Origin of the sequence: Caballeronia sp. NCF2 (genome assembly GCF_023631205.1) — a bacterium.
GTDB classification, from domain to species: domain Bacteria; phylum Pseudomonadota; class Gammaproteobacteria; order Burkholderiales; family Burkholderiaceae; genus Caballeronia; species Caballeronia zhejiangensis.
On the sequence record NZ_JALQDN010000062.1, the window covers coordinates 1 to 23,136 of the forward strand.

Sequence of the window (23,136 nt, forward strand, 5' to 3'; positions counted from 1 at the left end):
ACGGCCCCGGCGGAGGCGTCGGCTGGCGCTCGCTGCCTGGCGCCGCCATTCCGAACGAGGGATCCGTCCGCTTCGACCCCGCCCCGAACGACCGCGGCACCGTGGCGACGCTGCACGTCCGGTTCGACCCGCCCGGCGGCGCGCTCGGTGAAGGCCTGCTGCAACTTCTCGGGACCACGCCGCTGAATCTGGTCGCGGACAACGCGCTGCGGCGCTTCAAGAGCCTCGTCGAGACCGGCGAGATTCCCACCACTGAGCGGCAGCCCGCTGCTCGCGCAACCACGCGTTAAGGAGAGTGAGCATGCGAGCACTGTACTGGAACGGGGTAAACGACCTGCGCGTCGGGACTGTGAAAGACCCGGAGATCATCAATCCCCGCGACGCGATCCTGCGCGTCAGTCTGTCGACGACTTGCGGCTCGGATCTTCACTTCATCGACGGCTACATCCCGACGATGAAGTCGGGCGATGTCATCGGCCACGAGTTCATGGGCGTGATCGAGGAGATCGGCCCCGAGGTGAAGCGCCTCGCAAAGGGCGACCGCGTCGTGGTTCCTTCATTCATCGTTTGCGGGCAATGCTGGTATTGCCAGCACTCCCTCTACTCGTTGTGCGACAACACGCATCCCAAGCCCGAGCTACAGGCACCGCTTCTGGGCGGACATACGACCGCAGGCATCTACGGCTACACGCACGCGTTCGGCGGCTATGCGGGCGCGCACGCGCAATACGTGCGCGTACCGTTTGCCGACAACGACTGCTTCAAAGTCCCTGACGGCGTCGCGGACGATACGGCGCTGTTCCTCTCCGATGCGGCGCCGACCGGCTACATGGGCGCCGACTTCTGCAACATCCAGCCGGGCGACACGGTCGCGGTCTGGGGCTGCGGCGGCGTAGGGCTGATGGCGCAGCAAAGCGCGCGTCTGATGGGCGCGGAGCGCGTCATCGCGATCGACCGCTTTCCCGAGCGCTTGCAGATGGCGCGCGAGCACGCCGGCTCCGAGACGATCGACTATACGGCGGTCGACAGCGTCCTCGAAACGCTCATGGAGATGACCGGCGGGCGCGGCCCCGACGCGTGCATCGACGCGGTAGGAATGGAAGCGCACGGCACCGGGCCGCAATACGCGTATGACCGCGTCAAACAGGCGCTGCGCCTGGAGACGGACCGCGGCCAGGCGCTGCGCGAGGCCGTGATGGCCTGCCGCAAAGGCGGCACGCTGTCGGTGCTCGGCGTCTACGGGCTGATCGACAAGTTCCCGATGGGCGCCATCATGAACAAGGGCATGACGGTGCGCAGCGCGCAGCAGCACGGGCAAGCCTATATGGATCGGCTGCTCTCGCACGCGCAGAAAGGCGAGCTGAACCCTGCTTACCTCGCCACTCACCGCTTCTCGCTGGAGGACGGGCCACGCGGCTACGACATGTTCAAGCGCAAGACCGACGGCTGCGTCCGCGCCGTGTTCGCGCCTTGAATTCGCCGCGCATCCCGAGTGCCGCCATGCAAAGGAAACGACCATGATCCGAATCGCAGCCGCGTCCGCCATCGTGGCGATGACGCTTCTCGCCAATGCATCCATCGCACAGCAGCACGCGGGGCCTACATCCGATACGCCACAACTGCAACAGGTCGCAAAATTCGAGCACCAGGTTACGGGCGTGACCGTTTCGAAGGATGGGCGCATCTTCGTCAATTTTCCGCGCTGGACAGAAGATGCGCCGGTCTCGGTTGCAGAAGTGACGCGCGACGGCCAGATCAAACCCTACCCGGACGACGAGTGGAATGCATGGCGCAACGAGAAGAAGAACCAGATGTCCGCCGGAGATCATTTCGTGTGCGTCCAGAGCGTCGTGACCGATGCACACGGCAATCTTTGGGTCGTCGATCCGGCCGCGCCAGCCACGGCATCGCTCGTGCCGGGCGGACCCAAGCTCGTCAAGATCGACCTCAAGGCGAACCAGGTCGCGCAGGTGATCCGCTTCGACGAGAGCGTCGCGCCTCAGGGAAGCTATCTGAACGATGTGCGGTTTTCGCCGGATGGTCACTATGCCTATCTGACCGATGCCGGGGCCAAGGGAGCGCTCGTGGTCGTGGATCTGCAGACCGGCAAGGCCAGGCGCGTGCTCGGCGGCCATCCGAGCACGCAGCCGGAAAAGGACGTGGTCGTCAGGATCGACGGGCAGCCGCTACGCCGACCCGACGGACGCGGAGTCGAATTCGCCGCCGACAGCCTCGCGCTTTCGCGCGATGGGCGCACGCTCTACTGGAAAGCACTGACCGGTCGCACGCTCTATCGCATCGCGACAAACGCATTGCAGAACCCGCGTCTGTCGGAGAAGGACCTCGAAGCGCGCGTGGAGCGTGTCGCCGAGACGGAGCCGACCGACGGTCTTTGGATCGATGAGCGCGGGCGGCTTTATCTGAGCGCGATCGAGCAGGACGCAGTCAGAGTCCGTGACGGGGATCGCATCACGACCCTCGTGCAGGACAAGCGGCTGCGCTGGCCCGATACGTTCTCCGAGGGCCCCGACGGGACCCTCTACGTTACGAGTTCCCACATCCAGGACATGAGCTGGTTCAAGCCCGAGACAGGCCCCCGCCTCGAGACGCAGTTGTGGCGCATCGAGGGGATCGGAGCGAAGCAGTGACGCGCAGGACGGGCCGCTCTTCTGGAAATACAAATCGCGATCGCGATAGCCGAGGATATTGACCGGGTTACGCTAGTGTTTTGATCACATCACGGTGAGCCGAACATGAACGTATCCGAACGCCTTGCACAAGCGGGGATCGAACTGCCGGCGCCCATCGCGCCGCTCGGCTCCTATCGAACGGTGTCGATTGCGGGCAGTCAGGTCTATGTTTCCGGTCTCGGGCCTTTCGAAAACGGCAAGCCAATCGTCGGAATGGTCGGCGGCGACATGTCTGTCGAAACGGCGCGCCACGCGGCGCATCTGACGATGCTGATGATCCTGGCTTGCGTCGATCAAGCCTGCGGTCTGGACAACATCGAGCGATGCAGCCGGCTGACGGTCTACGTGCGCGCCGAACAGTCGTTCACGCAACATCCGCAAGTGGCCAACGGCGCCAGCGACCTCTTGCTGACATTGTTCGGACAAGACAGGCTTCCCGCTCGAAGCGCGCTCGGCGTGCATACGTTGCCGATGGGCATCCCGGTCGAGATCGACAGCATCTTCGAATTGAAGCGATAAATCGCGTGGCAGCTTCGCTGGCGAACGCGCCATTTATCCACAAAGCGATTTTTGCCGTCCGGCAATTCTGGCGACGCGCAGCCCTTTGATAAGCTTCCCGTCCATGCACGCTACCCCGCTCACCGTTATGGCCGACGCAAGCCTTGTCAACGCGCACGACGCCGCGCTGTCCCGCGCGGATCATGTTTATTACACGCTGCGCGAGGAAATCTTCGACATGCGGATCCTGCCCGGCGACCGGCTGACGGAAGGCGCCATTGCGGAACGCTTCGGCGTATCGCGTACGCCTGCACGCGAAGCGCTGCAACGCCTGCAAAGCGATGGCCTGATGCAAGGCTATGTGCGCGGCGGCTGGGAAGTGGTGCCCATCGACAACAAGCGTTTCGACGACCTCTACGAGATGCGTCAGATGATCGAGGTCTTCGCCGTGCGCAAGCTCTGCAATGGCGAAACGCCGCAAGCCGATCTTCACTTGCTGCTCGATGCGCTCGATCGCATCTGGCGCGTTGGCCGTGCGCGCCGGGTCGTCGATGGACGAAAGCTCGTCGAACTGGACGAATCGCTGCATCACGCGCTGGTAGCGGCCGCGGGCAACGATGAACTCACCGCGACGATGCAGCGCGTCACCGACCGTATCCGCGTGGTGCGCCGGCTCGATCTCGTGAAGGGCGATCTCATCGCGGAGACGTATGAAGAGCATGCCGCCATTCTCGATGCCATTCGTCGCGGCGACAGCGCATCGAGCGTCGAACTGGTGTCGCGTCATATCAGCGGCAGCCAGGCAAGCGTGAGCGGCCTCACGATGCAGCGCCTGCTCGCCGCCCGCACCGAAGCGGGGCGTTCGAGCGTCGCGCACGCACCGGCGCGACCGCGGCGCACCATCTGACGGCATCGCCGCACTTCCTTCAAACATGCGGCAAACCACGCTGCAAGGAATAGCCAGCAAGGCTCCATAGGGTTTTCACGGACGCCTGGCACGGAACTCGCATTGACGATTTCGTTGTATACAAGGAAACGTCGATGTCTCTGGAAGTCTCTGCTGCACTCAATCCCACACGCGGCTCGCGCGGCATGGCCGTGGCGCCGCATGCGCTTCCATCGCAAAGTGCGCTCGCCGTCCTTCGAGAAGGCGGCAACGCCGTCGAAGCGATGATCGCGGCCGCCGCCACCGTCGCGGTGGTTTATCCGCACATGAACAGCATCGGCGGAGACGGCTTCTGGCTGATCTCGCGTCCGGGTCACGCGCCGATCGGCATCGAGGCGTGCGGTGCGGCAGCGATGCGCGCCGACATCGGCACGTATCGCGCGCTGGGCCTCGACGCCATTCCTGCACGCGGCCCGCTCGCGGCCAACACCGTCGCGGGCACCGTCTCCGGTTGGGACTTCGCGCAGCGCTTCTCGAAGAACACGCTCGGCGGACGCCTACCCGTTGCGCGTCTGCTGGAAGACGCGATTCATTATGCGAAGGCGGGCATTCCCGTCACGCGCAGTCAGTCCGACTGCATGGCGGGCAAGTGCGGCGAACTCGGAAACGTGCCGGGCTTCGCGCAAACCTTCATGCCCGATGCCCGCGTGCCGCGCACCGGCGAGCGCTTCGTCAACGCGCGTCTCGCCGCAACGCTGCAACAGCTCGCCGATGCCGGTCTCGACGACTTCTATCGCGGCGATCTGGCGCGCAGCATCGCGCACGACCTGTCGTCGCTGGAAACGCTCATCGCCCTCGCCGATCTCGAACGGCACACGGCTCGCGAACGTACGCCGCTCGCGCTCACGCATACGCTGGGCACCGCCTACAACATGCCGCCGCCGACGCAAGGTCTCGTGTCGCTGCTGATTCTCGGCGTGCTGGACCGCGTGCTGACCGACGACATGGACCCGCTCGGCCCCGAGTTCGTCCATGCATGCGTCGAAGCGACGAAGCTCGCCTTCAAGGTGCGCGACGAACACGTGACCGATCCGGACCACATGCGCATCGATGCCGTCACGCAACTCGATCCCGCCGCGCTCGATGCGATGGCCCGGCAAGTGTCGATGTCGCGCGCCGCGCTCTGGGGCCGTGGCCGCGGTCCCGGCGATACGGTCTGGATGGGCGTCATCGATGGCGATGGCGTTGCCGTCAGCTTCATCCAGAGCATTTATCACGAGTTCGGCAGCGGCATCGTCCTGCCGCAGTCGGGCATCAACTGGCAGAACCGGGGTTGCAGCTTTTCGCTCGATCCGTCGTCGCTCAATCCGCTGATGCCGGGCCGCCGTCCGTTCCACACGCTCAATCCCGCGCTCGCCCGTTTCGCCGATGGCCGCACGATGGTCTACGGCAACATGGGCGGCGACGGCCAGCCGCAATCGCAGAGTGCGGTGTTCTCGCGCATCGCGCGATTCGGCTGGAATCCGCAGGCCGCGATCGATGCGCCGCGCTGGCTGCTTGGCCGCACGTGGGGCCAGTCGACCGACTCGCTCAAGCTGGAAGCGCGCTTTCCCGACGAGACCATCGACGCATTGCGCGCGCTCGGTCACGACGTCGAAGTGCTCGCCGCCTACGACGAAGCGATGGGGCACGCCGGCGCAATCGTTCGGTATCCCGATGGATTATTCGAAGCCGGTCACGATCCACGCAGCGACGGTTCAGCCGCCGGCTGGTAACGCTCAACACGCTCTTGCTTCGAAGTGATCCGGTTCCGCGCTCGTCGAACCGGAGGGCACGACTCATCCTTTTTTATCCGCACATCAACCGGGGAACGCCTATGAACACACGCATCCAGACACTGCACGACGATGCGGCCGCGCCCGCGATCGCCGCTCACAACCGCTGGCTGCAACTCGGTCTCGGCCTGCTCTGCATGATGTCGATTTCCAGCCCGCAATACGTGTGGACGCTGCTGACCAAACCGCTGTCGGCGAAGCTCGGCGTGCCGCTGCCCGAGTTGCAGGTCACGTTCTCGCTGCTCATCATCCTGCAGACGTTCTTCTCGCCGTTTCAGGGCAAGCTGATCGACCGCTTCGGTCCGCGCCTGCTGATTTCGCTCGGCACCGTCATGTCGGGCCTGAGCTGGGTGCTCTCGTCGATGGCCGCGAGCACATCGATGCTGTATCTCACCTACGGTCTCGTGGGCGGGCTCGGCACGGGCATCGTGTATGTCGGCGTGGTCGGGCTGATGGTGCGCTGGTTCCCCGACCGGCGCGGCTTCGCGGCGGGCGCGGTGGCCGCGGGCTACGGCATGGGCGCAATCGTGACGACGTTCCCGATCTCGGCATCGCTGGCGGCGCGCGGTCTCGATGCGACGCTGTGGATCTACGGCATCGCGTTCGCGGTCGTGGGCTTCGTCGCATCGCAAGGCTTGCGCGTGCCGCGTGACGAAGCGCCGGCGAAGGCATCGGCGGTGGCGGTATCGAACGTGCCGAATCTGCGTCCTTCGCAAATGATGAAGTCGCCGCTCTTCTGGCTCATGTTCGCCATGATGACGATGATGTCCACCTCGGGCCTCATGGTCACATCGCAGATGGCGACCTTCGCGGCGGACTTCGGCATCACGAAGGTCGTCGTGTTCGGCATGGCCGCGCTGCCGCTCGCGCTGACCATCGACCGCTTCACCAACGGACTCACGCGCCCGCTGTTCGGCTGGGTCTCCGACAAATTCGGCCGTGAAAACACGATGTTCTTCGCCTTCGCGCTCGAAGGCGTGGCGATGGCGCTGTGGCTCCTGACGCGTGACAACGCCGTCTTGTTCGTGCTGCTCTCGGGCGTCGTCTTCTTCGGTTGGGGCGAAATCTTCTCGCTCTTCCCGTCCACCTTGACGGATACCTTCGGCACGCGCCACGCCACCGAAAACTATGGCTGGCTGTATATCTCGCAGGGCATCGGTTCGATCTTCGGCGGTCCGCTCGCGGCGCTCTTGCATCAGCACGCGGGAAGCTGGGTGCCGGTGTTCAGCGTCGGGATCACGCTCGACATCGTGACGGCCGTGCTCGCGATGTTCGTGCTGAAGCCGATGCGGGCGAAGTTTCTCCAAAGAGCCGGCGCTTGAATGCTCGAATCGCGCGCGGCGCTAAAGCCGGAACTGCTGCCGCAGCGCCGTTGCGAGCAGATCGATGGCCTCGGTTGCGCGTCCGGTGTCACCGCGCATCAACACCACCTCGTGATCGGCTACATGCGCAAGACCGTCGATCACGCGCATGTCCGCGGTGACTCTTGCCCGGTCGAGCAGCGTCACCGCGAGCCCTGATTCGACGCACGCCTTGATGACCTGCGTCGATGCGCTGTCGAGGACGACTCGCCACTTGCGCCCCGCGGCTTCCAGTGCGTCTGTCATCGCCAAACGATAGGGACACGGCTCGGCGTACAGCGCCAATGGAACCGGACGTGACTCGTCGAGCGCGAACGTCGGACTGCCGACCCAGACGGGCGTCGTCAGCGGCAGTACGTTCGCCGATCTGCTTCGGTGCGCGGGCTGAACGAAGATCGCCAAGTCGAGCTTGCCGCGCGCGATCTGATCCCGCAGCTTGAAGCTCGGCGCGGTCTTCACTTCGAGCACCACGTCGGGCCAACTCGTCGCGAAGTCCGGCAGGATGTCATGAATCACATGAGCAGCGTATTCGTCGGGGATGCCGAGCACGACGCGGCCCGCCAGCCGTTTGCCCTTGATCTCGTCGATTATCCGGTCGTGAGCCGCCAGCAACTCGCCCGTGCTCGCCAGCAACCGTTTGCCCAACACGGTCAGCGTGACCGACTGATTGTCCCGCTCCAGCAATCTGCCGCCCGCAGCGGCTTCCAGACGCTGAATGTGAAGGCTCACCGCCGCCGGACTTCGCTTGACGTGCTCGGCCGCCGCCCGGAAGCGCCCCAGCCGCGCTATCGCGTGAAAGGTCCGCAGCAGTTCGATGTCTAGCACTGTGCTCATCGTGTGATCCCGGGTGGTTTAGCGTTGTTGAACGACCGGATCAGTATATTTTGATTTTCGAATCCACGGCGGCGCGCTAGTGTGGGTGCATGGCGAGAACATACACAGACCAGCCCGTGCCGGGACGGAGCCCCATGCCGCTGCCTTTTCTCGAAGCGGCAATGGTGCTCACCTGGAGTTCGGGCTTCATCGGAATGCGGTTCTCGGCGGACTATGCGCCGGTCTACCTGGTGACGTTGTGGCGGTTCATCGCGCTGTCCATCGGCTTGTTTCCGTTTGTGGCGCGGGAGATGCGGCATGCGCCCAAGTCTGTTCTGATCCGGCAATCATGCATCGGCGCATTGGCGATGGCCGGCTATCTTGCGGGCGTCGCGGGTGGCGTGCAGCTTGGCGTGCCCGCCGGTCTCGCGGCCCTCATCGCGGACTTGTTGCCTGTCGGCGTGGTGCTGATTACCACGTGTCTCTTTCGCCAGCGCAGCCCGGCTGTCGTGTGGGCCGGATTAGGGCTCGGTCTTGCCGGGACGCTGATCGTCTGTCGCGATGCCCTTTCTCTCGGCAGCGCGCCCGCATGGGCCTATGGACTGCCGGTCGCGGGGATGCTATCGCTCGCGGCGGGCACCGTCTGGCAGCAACGTTCTTCGCACTGCGGCACCCTGAGTCCGCTCGGCATGCTCTGGCTGCAGAGCTTGGTGTCGTGCCCGATCTTTCTCGCGTTGCAAGCATCTCAAGGCCGCATTGCACCGATGCTGTCCGCCGGTTTCGCGGCGAGCGTCGCGTGGAGCGTCATCTTCGCGACGCTCGGCGGATGCGGTCTTTACTGGGCGTGTCTGCGGCGGACATCGTCTGCTCGCGTGACGAGCGTTCTGTTCCTCAGCCCGCCCGTCACGCTGATCTGGGCATGGGCGATGTTTCGCGAGCCGCTATCGTGGCTGATGGCTCTCGGCACGGTGATATCCGGCGCGGGAATACTTCTTGTCGTCAATCGCAGCAGCGCCGATGGCGGCTAGCGCGGGATTCGTGCGGCCCGCCCGCAAAGGCGAGCCATTCGACGCACGCGCGTGCAACCCGCGTCAGGCGAGCACAGGCGCCTTCCGCTTGCCCGCGCCTTGCTCATACGCATAGGCCAACGCGAGCAAGGCGCCTTCGTCCCACTGGCGCCCCACGAAGATGAGGCCGAACGGCGAGCCCGACGCGTAATAACCCGCCGGCACCGCGACGCCCGGCAGACCCGCGATATTGATCTCGCCCACGGTCGTTTCCTGAATGGTGTCCTTGCCGTGTAGCGGCGGAAGCTCGCAACGCATCTGCGGGAAGACGAGGGCATCGAGTCGTTGCTCGTCGAACACCTTGTCGAAGATACGCAGATAGCGCGCCTTCAGTGCGACGAATTCGGGCATCTCCGGCGGCAGCGACGGATTCGCCAGCGCGGCCTTGAAATCCGCCAGGTTATGCATGAAGTTCAACACGCCGTCCGGACCGAATGCGTCTTCGTCCTGCGTGGCCTGCGCGAACTCCGCGAAGGTGTTCAGCGCCGCGCCCTTGCCGAGCCGTTCGAGATACTTCTCGACATCGTAGGGAATGGATTCGAGACCGCGCGCATCGAAATTGGCCAGCGGCGCCGTCGTCTTGCGCAAATCGGCGAAGCCCGAGCCTTGAAACGGATCGTCGATCAGCGTCGCGCCGAGCGATACCAGTTCGCCCTTCGCGCGCTCGTACAACGCGGCGGCTTCGTCGGAAAGCGGCTGATTGCGCCACCCGGGACCGTAGAGCCCGATGCGTTTGCCCCGCAGCGCGTTGCCGTCCAGCGCGGCCGCATAGCCGCCTTCCGGTTGCCGGCCCACGCTCGCGAGCGTCTTCGGGTCTTCGCTCGTGTAGCCGGCGAGCACGTCGAGACACAGCGCGGCGTCTCTCACGTTGCGCGCGATCGGCCCGACGACATCGCGGTTGCCCGACAACGGCACCACGCCCGCATTCGGCACCAGACCGATGGTCGGTTTGATGCCCACGAGATCCTGCGCCGATGCGGGATTCTGGATCGATCCGCCGGTTTCCTCGGCGAGCCCCAGCACCGCCATGCCCGATGCCACCGCCGACGCCGTGCCCGCGCTGCTGCCGCCCGGTACGCGGTCGCGCATTAGGACATTGATCGTGGGGCCCGCCCAGCTATCGTTGGCGTGCGAGCCGGTGTGGCTCAGGATCGGCACGTTCGTCTTGCCGAGCAGAATCGCGCCCGCACGACGCATGCGCGCGACGACCGGCGCATCGCGCTCGGGCATCAGATCGACGCCGCCCGTCTTGCTGTACAGCTTCGACCATCCCGCGGTGGTCGGGAAGCCGACCATGTCCATCGGGTCCTTGATGACGACCGGCACGCCCGCGAGCGGCCCCAATGCTTCACCGGCCGCGCGCCGTTCGTCGATGCTGCGGGCATCGTCGAGCGCCGCCGGATTCAGAAAGATCAGCGCGTTATAGGTGCCGTTATGGCGCTCGATCCAGTCGAAGCAGGCCCGCGCCAGTTGCTCGGCCGTGAACTTGCCGCGCTTGAATCCGTCCTGCACGCTCTCGACCGTGAGGTTGACGAGATCGATGTCGATCGCACTGCGTGTTTCCATTCGATGCCCCCGTTGAGTTGCCCGGTTTGTCAGAGTTGAACGCCGCGCGTAAGCGCACCATCGACGACGATGTTCGCGCCGCTCACGAAGCTCGCCGCCGGACTCGCAACGAACGCCACCGCATTCGCGATCTCCTGCGGCTTGCCCATGCGGCCGGTCGGATTGAGCGCCAGCGCGCGTTCGAACAGCGCCGGATCGTTGTGCTCGATCCAGTCCCACACGCCGCCTTCGAAGTACACGTTGCCCGGCGAAACCGTGTTCGCGCGAATTCCCTTCGATGCGAGTTGATTCGCGAGCCCCTGCATGTAATGCACGAGCGCGGCCTTGAAGACGCCATAAGGTCCCGCAGCGAAGTCGATCTCGCGTCCCGATACGCTCGAAATCGCGACGATCGAAGCAGCCTTGCTCGCGGTGAGATACGGCATGGCGGCATCGACGAGATTGACCGTGCCGAGCAGATCGGTCTCGAACTCCTTGCGCCACGATTCGATGTCGTTGCCGATAGCAAGCGCGCTCACGTTGGCCACGAGGATATCGAGCCCGCCCCACTCGGCACCCACGCGCTCGACCCAGGCCTTGAGCGCCGCGCCATCCGACACATCGACGGCCGCGCCCGATGCCCGAGCGCCGCTCAGTTCGGACAGCGCGCTCGCAGTCGCCGCGACGCTGGCCGCGTCGCGTGCGCAAATGGCCACGTCGGCGCCCTCGGCAGCCAGCGTCCGCGCAATCGCGAGACCGATGCCCTTGGTTCCGCCGGTGACGATCGCCTTCAAGCCCTTCAGTTGCAGGTCCATGTTCGTCGCTCCTTTGTACGTCGATGAAAATGGCGGCACGACGCGCTCACTCCCGGTCGCGCCCGTCCTCCGTTGAAAGTCCGCGCGCGATCTGCAGGACTTCGCCCGCCTGAATGACGGAGTGGCAGATATCGTCGATGGTCACGCGCTTTTCCATCGCCTGCGCGCGCAACATGTCGTACGCTTCGCGCTCGCTCACGCGATGCATGATCATCAAAATGTTCTTGGCTTCCTGCAGATGCCGGCTGTCGAGCAGCTTCTGTTCGAGCCTCGCGATGCGTTGCGTATGCTGACGCGCGCGCCTCGCGTGATAGAGCGCCATCACCACGGTGGACAAGAGACCGGAGGCGCGAATGGGCGTCGTGACGATGCCGTCCGATCCCAGCTTGATGGCCTGATCGATGAACGTCGGGTTCTCATACGCCACCACGCAGATGACGGGCGGCGCATCCGGACCGCTCCACTCGCCCTTCGGCGCACGCTCTTCGGGCAGCAACGCGCGAAACACCAGATCGGTCTTCTCGGGCAGCGTGTCCGTGGGCGGCCAGCATCGCTCCACCTGAAAGCCCATGCGCCTCAGATGATTCGTGAGCGTCAGTCCGTCATCGTCATCGGGATGAAACACGACGACGCGCGCATTGCGCTCGAGAATCGAACCCGTCAGGCTTCGCTGGCCTCTGTCTGTTCGCGCGCTCACGTCAGTACTCTCGCGTGCTCAGCTTCGTGACCCAGTCCCCGAGCGTCTGACGCGTCATGTACGGATCGGGGCCGACGGCGAACTTGGACTCGCGCAGGATCGTGAACTGGCCGTCGGCATTCGCGCGGCCGATGCGCGGATAGAGCGCCATGTGATGATTGACCGGATCGATACGCACGCGGCCTTGCGGCGCAGCGTATTCCGAGCCGAGCAGATGCGGCATGATCGCGCCGATCTCGTCGGAGCCCGAGCGCGCGTAGGCTTCGGCGAACATGTGCATCTGATAGTACGCGGCCTCCCAGTTCATGTCGGTCGGGGTATCGGAGCCGTAGCGCGACTGATGATGCGCCACCGCGCGATGATTCTCTTCCGTGTCGATGCTCTGAAAATACGGCGCCGCCGTGATGTGCCCCGCCGCGATGCCACGCTGCATCGCGTGGATTTCCGTCTCCGATGTGTTCAGGCTGCCGATCGGCATGCGCGACGGATCGAAGTCCGCGTGCGCGTAGGCATCGTAGAGATACGGCACGGTCGCGCCGATGACCGTGCTGAAGATCCAGTCCGGCGACTTGCGCCGGATGTCCGCGACGACCTGTTCGAACTGCTCGCGCGTGGCGTCGAGCGAAAGATAGCGTTCGCCGAGGATCGCGCCTTCCGGATGCTGAAGCAGCAGCTCCTGCATGGTGCGGTTGCATTCGTACGGATAGACATAGCTCGAACCGACGAAATACACGCGCGCGCCGAACGTCTCCGTCATGAAGTCCGCGAGTTGCACGCCGTTCTGATTGGGCGACGCGCCGCTGTAGATGATGTTGTCCGAATACTCGAAGCCCTCGTACATCTGCGCGTAAATCAGCAGACGGTTGTGCTTTTCGACGACGGGCAGCATCGCCTTGCGGCTCGTCGATGTGTATCCGCCGAAAATCGTATTGACGCCGTCCTTCACGATCAGACGCTCCGCAAGCTCGCGGAACGCAGCCGGATCGGACGCGGGATCGTAGTGGACGGCGACGAGCTCGCGCCCGCCTATGCCGCCGCGCGCATTGATCTCTTCGACGGCGAGGCGCGCACCACGCCATTGAGACTGCTCGAGCAACGCGGTCGAGCCGCTCGTCGAGCACAACAGGCCCACTCGGATGGGATCGGACAAAGCCATTTCGTGACACGCTCTCGAATGCGCGCGGAACGGCGGCCCCGCGCGTGATACCAACTGCTCTGGATTCGTCTGACTGACGCGTTATTTGAGGTAGTGCTTGGCGACCATTGCGCCAACGGTATATTTTGGATCGACAAAATTGCCCAGTCGAACCTTGCCGACCTGACTCAGCATCATGTACGCGTCCCACTTGTCGAAGCCGTACTCCGCGGCCATCCACAGCACGAGTTCACGGTACGCGATGCGCGTCGCGTCTTCCAGCGGCCGCGCGCTGCCGATGCTCATCAGCGCATCTTCGTTTTCGAGGCGCGGCCAGTCGATCTGCCACTTCTTGATGAGATCGACGCGCACGGTCGTCGTGCTCTGATATTCGACAGCCGTGCCGCAGACTTCGCCGTCGCCCTGACAGGCGTGTGCATCGCCGATGAACAGCCGTCCGCCCGGCGAGCGCACCGGCAAGTACGTGATGCTGCCCGGCCCCATGTCGGGCACGTCCATGTTGCCGCCGTGATTGTCGGGGGTGAGCGAATTGATCGAATCGATTTCGGGTGAAAGACTCAGCGTGCCGATATGCGGCTTGTACGGCAGCGTGTTGCGTTTGCTCCAGTACACGTTTTCTTCGTCGATCTTGATCTTGCGCACCACTTCGGGCAGCGGCTCGTTCAGGAGCGCGGTGTAGTCCGTGCCCGTCAATCCGCCGAAGTTCGGGATCATGCAGCAGAAGCCGTGCGGATCGTCGCCGCGCGGCGCCATCTTTTCGATGTAGACGGCGACCACATCGCCCTTCTCCGCGCCCTCGATCATGATCGGCCCGTTCTGCGGATTGAGGAACGGCACCTGCAGCACTTGCGACGGCTTGTCCGTCTCCTCCCTGATCTTGCCTTCGAACGCGTCGCGCGTTTCCACGACGACGCGATCGCCGGGCTTCACATGCAAGACCGGCTGCGAGTACGGGCCGATCGTGTAGTGATACGTCTTCTGCATTTCCTCGGTCAGATGGTGCTCCACCGGCTCGCGATCGGCGCCGACGCCACGCTTCATCATGATCGAGTCTTCAAGCCATTTCATGTTTCGTCTCCGTCACAGTGCCAGATACTGGCGAATCAGTTGTTCGTCCGCGAGCTGCGCGGGGCTCAGCGTCTCGACGATGCGGCCCTTGTCCATCACGCAGCAGCGCGTCGCGATGCGTTCGACCATCCCCATGTCCTGCTCGACCAGCACCACGCCGATGCCCGTTTCACGCGCGATCTGCTGAAGCGTCTCGCCGATCAGATCGACGATCGATGGCTGGATGCCTTCGGACGGCTCATCGAGCAATACCACTTTCGGCGAACTGATGAGCGCCCGCGCGATCGCGAGCTGCTGCTGTTCGCCGCCGCTCATGGTTCCGGCCTTCTGCTGGTAGCGCTTCTTCAGAATCGGAAAATAGCCGACCACCTTGTCCTTCATCTGCGCCGCCTGCGCGCGATTCGCCTGCGCGCCGACCTGCATGTTTTCCGCGACAGTCAACGCGCCGAAAATCTCGCGGCCTTGCGGCACGTAGCCCATGCCCTTCTGCGCGCGAACATACGGCTTTTCGTGGCCGATGGATTCGCCATCGAGTTCGATGCTCCCCGCATCGAGATCGATCAGCCCGATCAACGCGCGCATCAGCGTCGTCTTGCCGACGCCGTTGCGCCCGATGAGCGCCAGCACTTCGCCCGCCCCGACGCTCAACGACACGCCGTTGAGCACGCGTCCGCCGCCGTATCCCGCTTCCACGCCCGACACTTGAAGCAACGCGCTCATTTCTTCTTCCCCAGATAGACTTCCGCGACATCGTCGCGTGCGAGGATCTCGTCGAGCGGGCCATCGGCGAGCAGGCTTCCTCCGTGCAACACCGTCACGCGCGACGCGATCTGCTTGACGAAGGTCATGTCGTGCTCGACCACCATCATCGTGAGACCCGCAGCCGACAGACGCTTGATGAGCTCGCCGGTCGCATGGGTTTCCTCGACGGACATGCCGGCGACGGGTTCATCGAGAAAGAGCAGCTTCGGACGCAGCGATACGGCCATCGCGATTTCGAGCCATTGCTTCTTGCCGTGCGACAGATTGCGCGCGAGCACATGTTCCTCGTTTTCCAGCATGAAGCGCTGCAAGAGTTCATCGAGGCTTTCGGGGCGATCGTCCTTCGCGCGATGCAGCGACAGTTGCAAGTGCTGACGCACGCTCAGGTCCGGGAACACGCCGGGAATCTGGAACTTGATGCTCATGCCCATGCGAATGCGTTCGTGCGGCAGCACATGACTCATGTCCTGGCCGAGAAACATCACGCTGCCTTCCGACGGCCGGTGCTCCCCCGTGATGAGCTTGAAGAACGTGCTCTTGCCCGCGCCGTTCGGCCCGATCACGCAGCGAATCTCGCCTGCATCGATGCGGAAGTCGATGCCGTTGATGACGTGCGCGCCGCCGAAGTGCTTCTTGAGTCCGCGCGTTTCCAGCAGCGTGGTCATGACTTGCCCTCCTCCCGTTTGAGACATGCGCCGCCGCGAGGCGCATCCTGACCCGCGCGGCCCTGCATACGCCGCAGATGCCGCGCGACGAACGGCAGCAGACCTTCCGGCGCCGCGAGCACGACGATCAACAGGATCGCGCCGAGCAGGATCAGCGCGTACTGGCTGCCGTACACCGCGAGATTCTGCGAAAGCCACACGAGGAGCGCCGTGCCGAGAATGGTCCCGCCGATGCTCTTTCTGCCCGACGTCGCCACCCAGATCACAGGCATGGCGGCGGACGTGAGGCCCATCGTCGAGGGCGTGATGTAGGAGCCCCAGATCGTGTACAGGGCGCCCGACAATCCGCCGAGCGCGCAGCCGAGCACGAACACGAGCAACTGATGCCGGCGGATATCGACGCCCAGCATCTCGGCGCGCTGCGGATTCTCGCGAATGGCGATGAGCGTGAGGCCGAACGTGCCGTCGAGCAGCTTGCGCATCGCGGCATAGACGACGATCAGCAGAATCAGCACGAGGTAGTAGAAGCTCGCGTTTTCCAGCGTGAGCGGTCCGCCCGGCCAGGGAACCGTGAGCGGCGGCATGCCGCCCATGCCGTTGTAGCCGTTCAGGCGCGCTTCGCCGATCGCCCATTGCGGACCGGCCGTCTGCGACATGAACGTTTCGAGCACGAGCGTCACCGACAACGTGACGATGCCGATGAACACGCCCTTGATGCGGCCATAGAAGATCATGTAGCCGATCAGCGCCGCCGCGACGATGCTCACCACCAGTCCCGCGCCGAGACCGAGCCACGATTCGAACCAGGCATCGCCGTAATTCAGCGTGAAGATGCCGTAGCTGTAGCCCGCCAATCCGAAGAAGGCGGTCTGCCCGAAGGACAGGATGCCGCCATAGCCCCACATTGCGGCGAGGCCGACCGCGCCGAACGCCCACAACAGGCAATACGCGAGATTGCCGCTCGTTGTGGCATCCACGACGAGCGGCAGCGTGAGCGCCACGAGCCAGGGCACGTAGTGCGCCGCGCGAGTCGTGGCGCTCGCGGGAGATAGCCGCGAAGGCTCTTTCGTTTGCTTCACATTGCCTCCTAGCGCGCGCGGGAAAAGAGGTTGCCGAGACCTTGCGGCATCAGCCGGATCACGACGATGACCGTCACCAGCAAGCCGATCTGCCCGAACAACTGACCATACGAGGCCGTGAGCGCGGTCTGGATGACGGCGAGCACGGCCGCGGCGGGCGTCGTCCCCGCGATCACGTTCGCGCCGCCGACGACCACCGACACGAACGCCTGCACGATGAAGTTGCTGCCCATCGTCGGCACGGCGGTCATGGTCGGCGCATAGAGCGCGCCGGTCAGGCCCGCGAGTCCCGCGCCGAGCGCGAACGTCAGCGTATAGAGACGGTCCGTGCGCAGGCCGAGACATTGCGCGATGCTGGCGTTCTGGATCGTCGCGCGGGCGCAGACGCCGTAGTTCGTCTTGAAGAACAGCAGATAGAGCGCGAACAGGATGGCCAGGGCGATGCCGGGCAGCACGGCGCGGTACGTCGAAAACGAATAATCGCCGAGCGAGAACGATCCGAACGGCGTGCCGATGCCTTCTATCGAAGGTCCGGCGACGAGCAGCATGGTCTGCTGCACGATGAGGCTGATTGCCCACGTCGCCACGACGGAATCGAACAAGCGGTCGTACAAGTGGCGAATCACGAGCCGCTCGATCACCACGCCCGCGAACGCCGCCGCGAGCGCCCCGAGCAGCATGGCGAGAGGAAGCGGCAAGCCGCGCTTGGCCGCGATGATCGTCACGTAGGCGCCGCACATGATGAACTCGCCATGCGCGAGATTGATGACGCCCATCATGCCGAAGATGACCGCGAGACCGAGCGCCGCGAGCACCAGATAGGCGAAGCTGTCGCCGAACTGATAGACGAGCGAATAGAGAACCGAAAAGGTGGCCATGCATGCTCCACGTTCAAGAGACCTGCGCGCGCCCGTCGTGTGCGGCGCGCGCGCCGGCCCGGATCAGGACGATCAGGACTTCTTGGGCAGGTTCGACGGCGTGTACTGGCGATGATCCGGCTTGTTGGGCAGATCGCAGCCCACCTTGCCGAGCCAGTACGGCTGGACGTCGTCCCAGACCTTCGGAATATCGACCGAGTGATCGTCCTTCACATGCACGAGGTAAATGGTGTGGCTCGCGTGATGGCTCTTCGGGTCCATGCACACCTTGCCCTGCGCGCCTTCCGTGCAGATGCCGCTTTCGAGCGCCTTGCGCACCGCGTCCTGATTCGTCGTCTTGGCTTTTTCGACGGCGGCCTTGTAGAGATAGATGGCGTCGTACGCGTTCGCTGCCTCCTGATTGATGTACGGCTCGTTCGGGAACTTCGCGTGGAAGCGCTTCTTGAAGTCGTTGCTGGCGGGCGTATCGACTTCTTCGACGTAGTTCGCCGTCACGTACATGTCCTTCAGCGCAGGCGGTTTGAAGCGCTTGTGCTCATACGCCTGACCGACGTTGACCGAACTCGCCATCGGCAGATTCAGATGTGCCGACGCCTGCTGCTCGTAGTACGACGCCTGATTCGCGCCGACCAGCAACGTCACCACGAAGTCGGGCTTCGCCTTCTGGATGTTCTGGATCGTCTGTCCGAACTGCGATACCGACAGCGGAATGAATTCCTCGCCGGCCATCGTGCCGCCGTTCTCCTTGACGATGTTGCGGACCCACTCGGCGGAAATCTGCCCGAAGTTGTAGTCGGCGGCGATGGTGTACACCTTCTTGCCGTACTTCTGCATCATCCACGGGATCAGCGTCGAGAATTGCTGTTCGGGCACGGCGCCCGTGACGAACGTGTTGGTATCGCACACGCCGCCTTCGTACTGATTGTCGTACCAGTAAAGCTGTTTCGCGCGGTCCATGATCGGCCGAATCGCTTCGCGAGATGCGCTCGAGAATGCGCCGAAGATCACATCGGGCTTGTCCGTCTGAACGAGACGCCGTGCCAGTTCCTGGAACTTGGTGTTGTCGGATTGCGTGTCGTAGGCGATCAGCGAGACCGGACGTCCGAGGATGCCGCCCTTCGCGTTGATCTCATCGACTGCGAGTTGCGTGGCGTGAATCTTCGGAATGGTCGCCAGTGCGAAGTTTCCCGAGGCATCTTCCAGCAGGCCGATCTTCACGGGATCGGCGGCACTCGATGCGAGCGAAGTCAGTGCAAGTCCTGCGGTAAGGGCGAGACGCATCCAGCCCGACGGCTTCAGCAACATGCGGATTCTCCAGAAATGAGCGCTAGAACAGGGGGAAAAACGCGGACAAAAAAAAGCCCCCTGACGAACCGCGGGTTCGTCAGGGGGCTTCTGTGCCGGATCCTCGGGCGGACATCTTTGTCAGGCCGCGAGGTATGGAGCCCAGTCTAATGCGTCAAATTTTTCCTTGTCAACGGTGGACAAAAATCGCCGGATGGCCGAAATCGCACGCGCGGCACAGGCGCCGGTGAAGCGGCGGGCCGGACGATATGCATAAATCCTATTCCGGATAGCCCCTGAATCCGCCGAAAGTCCGCTTCTATACTGGCATTCCATACCTTCACGAGGAGACGAAACGATGTTGATGGACGCCAAGGACTCGGTCTACAGTCCGACACAGGACGACCTGATTTTTCCGCAAGAACCGACGTTTTCGAGTTCCGCCGAGGAACGCCGCTATCGCAAGGAGCATCTCGCGGCCGCGTGCCGGATCTTCGCGCGTCATGGCTTCAGCTTCGGCTTCGGAGGCCATCTGACGGTGCGCGATCCCGAGCATCCGGAGCTTTTCTGGACCAATCCGATGTGCGTGCCGTGGTCGCGCACGAAGACATCGCAACTGGTGCTCGTCGATCATTCGGGCACGGTGATCGAAGGCAAGTACGCCGTGAATCGCGCGGGCTATGTGCTGCATTCGGCGATTCACTCGGAGAACCCCGACATCATCGGCTCGTGTCACGCGCATACCGTCAACGGCGACGCCTGGGCCGCGATGGGCAAGCCGCTCGACTACGTGACGCAGGACGCGTGCATGTTCTACGGCAGCCATACGGTGGTGCGCGATGGCGCGGGCAAGGTGCCGGTCGCGAATGAATCGGGCAATCCGATCGCGCGCGCCTTCAACGATCACAAGGCCATCATCCACCAGAATCACGGGCTGCTGACCGCGAGCCGTCACAGTATCGACGATGCCGTGTGGACGTTCATCGCGCTCGATCATTGCTGCAGGATGCAACTGCTGATGGACGCGGCCGAGTCGCGCCCGATCGAGATCGATCCGGAGTTCGCGGAGTATTCGCATCGCCATCTGGGCAATTCGTTCATCAGCTGGCTGCATTTCCAGACCATGCTCTACGAAATCAACGAGCAGGAGCCGGATTACCTCGACTGACCCATCGGTGTGCGAGGTACGGCGGCGGGATGCGCCATGTCGCAACTTGCCCGCGCATGCCGCCCGAGAGCGCTCAAGAAAATCTATATTGGAGACACGCATGGACGCGCTATATGGCGAAGAAGCCGTCAGACAGACGGACATGAGCCGCACTTACTACCGAGCCTACTGGCGGCTGCTGCCGCTATTGCTGATCTGTTATCTCGTTGCCTATCTCGACCGCGTCAACGTTGGCTTTGCGAAACTGCAGATGCTCGACGCACTGCGTTTCGACGACGCGATCTACGGCCTCGGCTCGGGCATCTTCTTCGCGGGCTACTTCTTCTTCGAGGTGCCGAGCAACCTGATCATGCGCCGTGTCGGCGCGCGTAAGTGGATCGCCCGCATCATGCTGACGTGGGGCGTCATCTCGGCGGCGATGATCTTCGTGCAGACGCCGATGCAGTTCTACATCGCGCGCTTTCTGCTCGGCGCCGCCGAAGCCGGTTTCGCGCCCGCGATCATGTATCTGCTCACGCTGTGGTTTCCGGCCCGCTATCGCGGCCGCGCGATGTCCATCTACGTGATGGGCGCGCCGCTCGCGTTCGTCGTCGGCGGTCCGATCTCCGGCTACATCCTGCATGCGTTCTCCGGCAACGCGCATATGGCTGCGTGGCAATGGCTTTTTCTGATCGAAGCGATTCCGGCCGTCGTGCTCGCGTTCGTCGTGCTTGCCTTTCTCGATGACGATCCCGCGCGCTCGCGATGGATCAGCGAGGACGAGCGCTCGAACGTGCTGGCCGAAATTCGCGCGGAGAACGCTGGCAAGATCGATCATCCGAGCGTGCGCGCGTTTCTCGCCAACCGGAAGCTGTGGTGGTTCTGCGCTATCTTCTTCTGCCTCATCATGGGCCTCTACGCGCTCGGCTTCTGGATGCCCTCGCTCATCAAGCGCAGCGGCGTGACCGATCCGTTGTCCATCGGCCTGTATTCGGCGGTGCCGAACGTCGTGGCGGCGATCGCGCTGTTCGTGTCGAATCGCAGCGCCGACCGCACCGGCGGACGCCGCGCGCATTTCGCCCTCTTCATGCTGATCGGCGCGGTTGGACTGGCCACGAGCATGTGGCTTTCGGCAGGCCCGATCATGACGACGCTATGTCTGTCGATCGCGGCGGCGGGCGTCTATTCGTGCGTCGCGCTCTTCTGGGCGCTGCCGACGAGCCTCTTCGTCGGCGCATCGGTCGCGGCGGCGCTCGCGTTCATCAATTCGGTCGGGAATATCGCGGGCTTCGTATCGCCTTATCTCGTCGGCATGCTCAATGTGATGGTCGGTCACGCGGAAATCGGCATGTACGTGATCTCCGCGTTTCTCGTGCTCGGCGCGGCGATGACCATGCGTCTGCCGAAGACGCTCGACGACAAGTGAAACGCCGGCTCAGGCGGCCCACGGCGGCCGCTTGAGCCTTTCCGTCACGTAGTCGATGAACGCCCGCACACGCGGATGCAGCGACGAGTCGCGCGGATACAGCGCATAAATCGCGGTTTCGTCCTTCGGCTGGAAGTCGGTCAAGAGCGGCACGAGCATGTTGCTGCGAATCGACGGAAGCACCATATGCTCGGCCATGCGCGTGATGCCGACGCCAGCGAGGCACATGTACACCGAGCTCACGCCGCTGCTCGTCTGAAAGTTGCCGTCGATGAGCATGGACGTGCGCTCGCCATCGACCATGAAGGGCCAATGGTTGAGATGATCCATCGGCGGCTCCCACATCAGGCAATTGTGGTTGACGAGATCCGCCGGCACCGAAGGCACGCCGTGCCGCGCGATATACGAAGGCGACGCGGTCACGACGCGTTGCAGATGACACAGCTTGCGGCTGACGAGATTCGAGTCCTGCAGGCTTCCCATGCGGATCGCGACATCGAATCCTTCGCCGATCACATCCGCGAGCGTATCCGACAGCGACAGGCGCACCCGCAGGCCGGGATAGCGCTCCAGAAAGCCCGGAATGAGCGGCACGATCTGATCCATGCCGAACGAAGTCGCCACCGTCACGCGGATACTGCCGGTCATGTGCTGACCCGCGCGCGCGAGTTGGGCTTCGCCGGTGTCGATGTCGTCGAGAATGCGCTTGCACAGCGCGAGATATTCGTTGCCTTCCTGCGTGACCTGCAGACTGCGCGTCGAGCGCCTGAGCAGCGCGACGCCGAGGCGCTTTTCGAGCGCCGAGACCGCGCGGCTGACATACGGCTGCTGAAGGTTGAGCATGAGCGCCGCAGCGGTGAATCCGCCGGTTTCCGCGACGGCCTTGAAAATCCTCATTTCGACGAGGCGTTCGTCCTTCATGTACTCGGTGCGGCCTAAGCGATGATCAACCAGCGATCTTAGCCAGCGGCTGCTTACTTCTATATCGGGAGTTGCACGGGTATGGATTCCCGGCCGATTCGAGCGGCTCGAGCACGGGCTCGCGACCTCAGAAACCGTCTCGCCAACCGTCTTCAGACGGTGCTCGCCGCGCGCTTCACGCCGTTTCCGACCAAAAGACCCAAGTCGTAAGCGCGTTCGAGCGCGCGCCCGAGTTCCTCGACGCGACACATGCGGATGTCCGCGCTCGGCTTGCCGATCGGATCGAACGATTGAATGCCTAGCTCGTCGCGCGCGATTGTCAACAGCGGCTCTGAATGAGCTTCAGTCTTGTTGCGGTAGGTCATTGTTTGCGCTCCTTTCTCTTGCATTTGTTACTTAACAAGATTAGGAGCGCGAGCCCCCGTTACCTGCGACGGATCGCCGCGATTCGAATGTCGTCTCTAGAAATCGTCATTGCGCCGCGAAACAATAGCGCGCTTTTTGCCGCCACTGCTCTTGAAAGCAGAACGCGGCGTTTCAGAA

Annotated in this window: 22 protein-coding genes and 1 pseudogene; 10 read left to right on the forward strand and 13 right to left on the reverse strand. The window is 63.6% G+C overall.

Going from position 1 to position 23,136, the window contains the following annotated elements:
• The 7 genes and pseudogenes from NCS02_RS20870 to oxlT form a co-directional block, all read left to right on the forward strand.
• Nucleotides 1-290, forward strand: a pseudogene (locus NCS02_RS20870) (SRPBCC family protein); the annotation flags it as partial.
• Between the two features lie 11 nt (nt 291-301).
• Nucleotides 302-1,474 (forward strand): zinc-dependent alcohol dehydrogenase, encoded by a 1,173-nt coding sequence (locus NCS02_RS20875; RefSeq protein WP_250523277.1) that lies wholly within the window; start codon nt 302-304, stop codon nt 1,472-1,474.
• 43 nt (nt 1,475-1,517) lie between these two features.
• The gene (locus NCS02_RS20880) at nt 1,518-2,648 is read left to right on the forward strand and encodes an SMP-30/gluconolactonase/LRE family protein (RefSeq protein ID WP_034470935.1); all 1,131 of its coding nucleotides are present in this window, start codon (nt 1,518-1,520) and stop codon (nt 2,646-2,648) included.
• 105 nt (nt 2,649-2,753) lie between these two features.
• Nucleotides 2,754-3,209: a RidA family protein gene (locus tag NCS02_RS20885; RefSeq protein ID WP_008348110.1), complete on the forward strand. Its 456-nt coding sequence runs from the start codon at nt 2,754-2,756 to the stop codon at nt 3,207-3,209.
• A gap of 127 nt (nt 3,210-3,336) precedes the next feature.
• Complete coding sequence (locus NCS02_RS20890; protein ID WP_250503233.1) at nt 3,337-4,095, forward strand: GntR family transcriptional regulator; 759 nt, start codon at nt 3,337-3,339, stop codon at nt 4,093-4,095.
• A 134-nt stretch (nt 4,096-4,229) separates the two neighbouring features.
• Nucleotides 4,230-5,849, forward strand: a complete 1,620-nt coding sequence (locus tag NCS02_RS20895) for a gamma-glutamyltransferase family protein (protein WP_250523278.1) — start codon at nt 4,230-4,232, stop codon at nt 5,847-5,849.
• A gap of 101 nt (nt 5,850-5,950) precedes the next feature.
• A complete protein-coding gene (gene oxlT / locus NCS02_RS20900) occupies nt 5,951-7,231 on the forward strand; it encodes an oxalate/formate MFS antiporter (protein ID WP_175980912.1) in 1,281 nt (426 codons plus the stop codon).
• A 21-nt stretch (nt 7,232-7,252) separates the two neighbouring features.
• On the opposite strand, the gene NCS02_RS20905 is transcribed toward oxlT, so the two are convergent.
• Complete coding sequence (locus NCS02_RS20905; RefSeq protein WP_250523279.1) at nt 7,253-8,104, reverse strand: LysR family transcriptional regulator; 852 nt, start codon at nt 8,102-8,104, stop codon at nt 7,253-7,255.
• Between the two features lie 134 nt (nt 8,105-8,238).
• On the opposite strand from NCS02_RS20905, the gene NCS02_RS20910 reads away from it, so the two are divergent.
• Nucleotides 8,239-9,111 carry a DMT family transporter gene (locus NCS02_RS20910; protein ID WP_250503236.1) on the forward strand — a complete coding sequence of 291 codons (873 nt, stop codon included), beginning with the start codon at nt 8,239-8,241 and terminating at the stop codon, nt 9,109-9,111.
• A 63-nt stretch (nt 9,112-9,174) separates the two neighbouring features.
• Here the strand turns inward: NCS02_RS20910 and NCS02_RS20915 are convergent, their stop codons facing one another.
• The 10 genes from NCS02_RS20915 to NCS02_RS20960 form a co-directional block, all read right to left on the reverse strand.
• Nucleotides 9,175-10,716: an amidase gene (locus tag NCS02_RS20915; RefSeq protein WP_250503237.1), complete on the reverse strand. Its 1,542-nt coding sequence runs from the start codon at nt 10,714-10,716 to the stop codon at nt 9,175-9,177.
• A gap of 29 nt (nt 10,717-10,745) precedes the next feature.
• Nucleotides 10,746-11,510, reverse strand: a complete 765-nt coding sequence (locus NCS02_RS20920) for an SDR family NAD(P)-dependent oxidoreductase (protein WP_008348126.1) — start codon at nt 11,508-11,510, stop codon at nt 10,746-10,748.
• Between the two features lie 46 nt (nt 11,511-11,556).
• Entirely contained in the window at nt 11,557-12,207 is a 651-nt protein-coding gene (locus NCS02_RS20925; protein ID WP_008348127.1) for an ANTAR domain-containing response regulator, read from the reverse strand.
• A 1-nt stretch (nt 12,208) separates the two neighbouring features.
• Nucleotides 12,209-13,363, reverse strand: coding sequence for a transporter substrate-binding domain-containing protein (locus NCS02_RS20930; protein WP_008348129.1), 1,155 nt, complete (start codon nt 13,361-13,363; stop codon nt 12,209-12,211).
• Nucleotides 13,364-13,444: 81 nt separating this feature from the next.
• Nucleotides 13,445-14,431, reverse strand: a complete 987-nt coding sequence (locus NCS02_RS20935) for an acetamidase/formamidase family protein (protein ID WP_008348131.1) — start codon at nt 14,429-14,431, stop codon at nt 13,445-13,447.
• Between the two features lie 12 nt (nt 14,432-14,443).
• Nucleotides 14,444-15,151 (reverse strand): ABC transporter ATP-binding protein, encoded by a 708-nt coding sequence (locus NCS02_RS20940; RefSeq protein ID WP_250503238.1) that lies wholly within the window; start codon nt 15,149-15,151, stop codon nt 14,444-14,446.
• On the reverse strand, nt 15,148-15,858 hold the full coding sequence (locus tag NCS02_RS20945; RefSeq protein WP_008348134.1) for an ABC transporter ATP-binding protein: 711 nt from the start codon (nt 15,856-15,858) through the stop codon (nt 15,148-15,150). The genes NCS02_RS20940 and NCS02_RS20945 overlap by 4 nt, the downstream gene beginning before the upstream one ends.
• A complete protein-coding gene (locus tag NCS02_RS20950) occupies nt 15,855-16,937 on the reverse strand; it encodes an ABC transporter permease subunit (protein ID WP_250519959.1) in 1,083 nt (360 codons plus the stop codon). Before NCS02_RS20950 ends, NCS02_RS20945 begins: the two co-directional genes overlap by 4 nt.
• Before the next feature lie 8 nt (nt 16,938-16,945).
• Nucleotides 16,946-17,815: an ABC transporter permease subunit gene (locus NCS02_RS20955; RefSeq protein ID WP_008348139.1), complete on the reverse strand. Its 870-nt coding sequence runs from the start codon at nt 17,813-17,815 to the stop codon at nt 16,946-16,948.
• Nucleotides 17,816-17,887: 72 nt separating this feature from the next.
• Nucleotides 17,888-19,120: an urea ABC transporter substrate-binding protein gene (locus NCS02_RS20960; RefSeq protein ID WP_008348141.1), complete on the reverse strand. Its 1,233-nt coding sequence runs from the start codon at nt 19,118-19,120 to the stop codon at nt 17,888-17,890.
• A gap of 337 nt (nt 19,121-19,457) precedes the next feature.
• Here NCS02_RS20960 and NCS02_RS20965 point away from each other — a divergent pair, with 337 nt between their 5' ends.
• Together NCS02_RS20965 and NCS02_RS20970 are read left to right on the forward strand one after the other, a co-directional pair.
• The gene (locus NCS02_RS20965; protein WP_250503240.1) at nt 19,458-20,267 is read left to right on the forward strand and encodes a class II aldolase/adducin family protein; all 810 of its coding nucleotides are present in this window, start codon (nt 19,458-19,460) and stop codon (nt 20,265-20,267) included.
• Between the two features lie 100 nt (nt 20,268-20,367).
• Nucleotides 20,368-21,672, forward strand: a complete 1,305-nt coding sequence (locus NCS02_RS20970) for an MFS transporter (RefSeq protein WP_175980928.1) — start codon at nt 20,368-20,370, stop codon at nt 21,670-21,672.
• Between the two features lie 9 nt (nt 21,673-21,681).
• On the opposite strand, the gene NCS02_RS20975 is transcribed toward NCS02_RS20970, so the two are convergent.
• Both NCS02_RS20975 and NCS02_RS20980 read right to left on the reverse strand, forming a co-directional pair.
• Entirely contained in the window at nt 21,682-22,593 is a 912-nt protein-coding gene (locus NCS02_RS20975) for a LysR family transcriptional regulator (RefSeq protein WP_008348147.1), read from the reverse strand.
• A 152-nt stretch (nt 22,594-22,745) separates the two neighbouring features.
• Nucleotides 22,746-22,958 carry a DUF6900 domain-containing protein gene (locus NCS02_RS20980; RefSeq protein ID WP_250519960.1) on the reverse strand — a complete coding sequence of 71 codons (213 nt, stop codon included), beginning with the start codon at nt 22,956-22,958 and terminating at the stop codon, nt 22,746-22,748.
• Between the last annotated feature and the right edge of the window lie 178 nt (nt 22,959-23,136).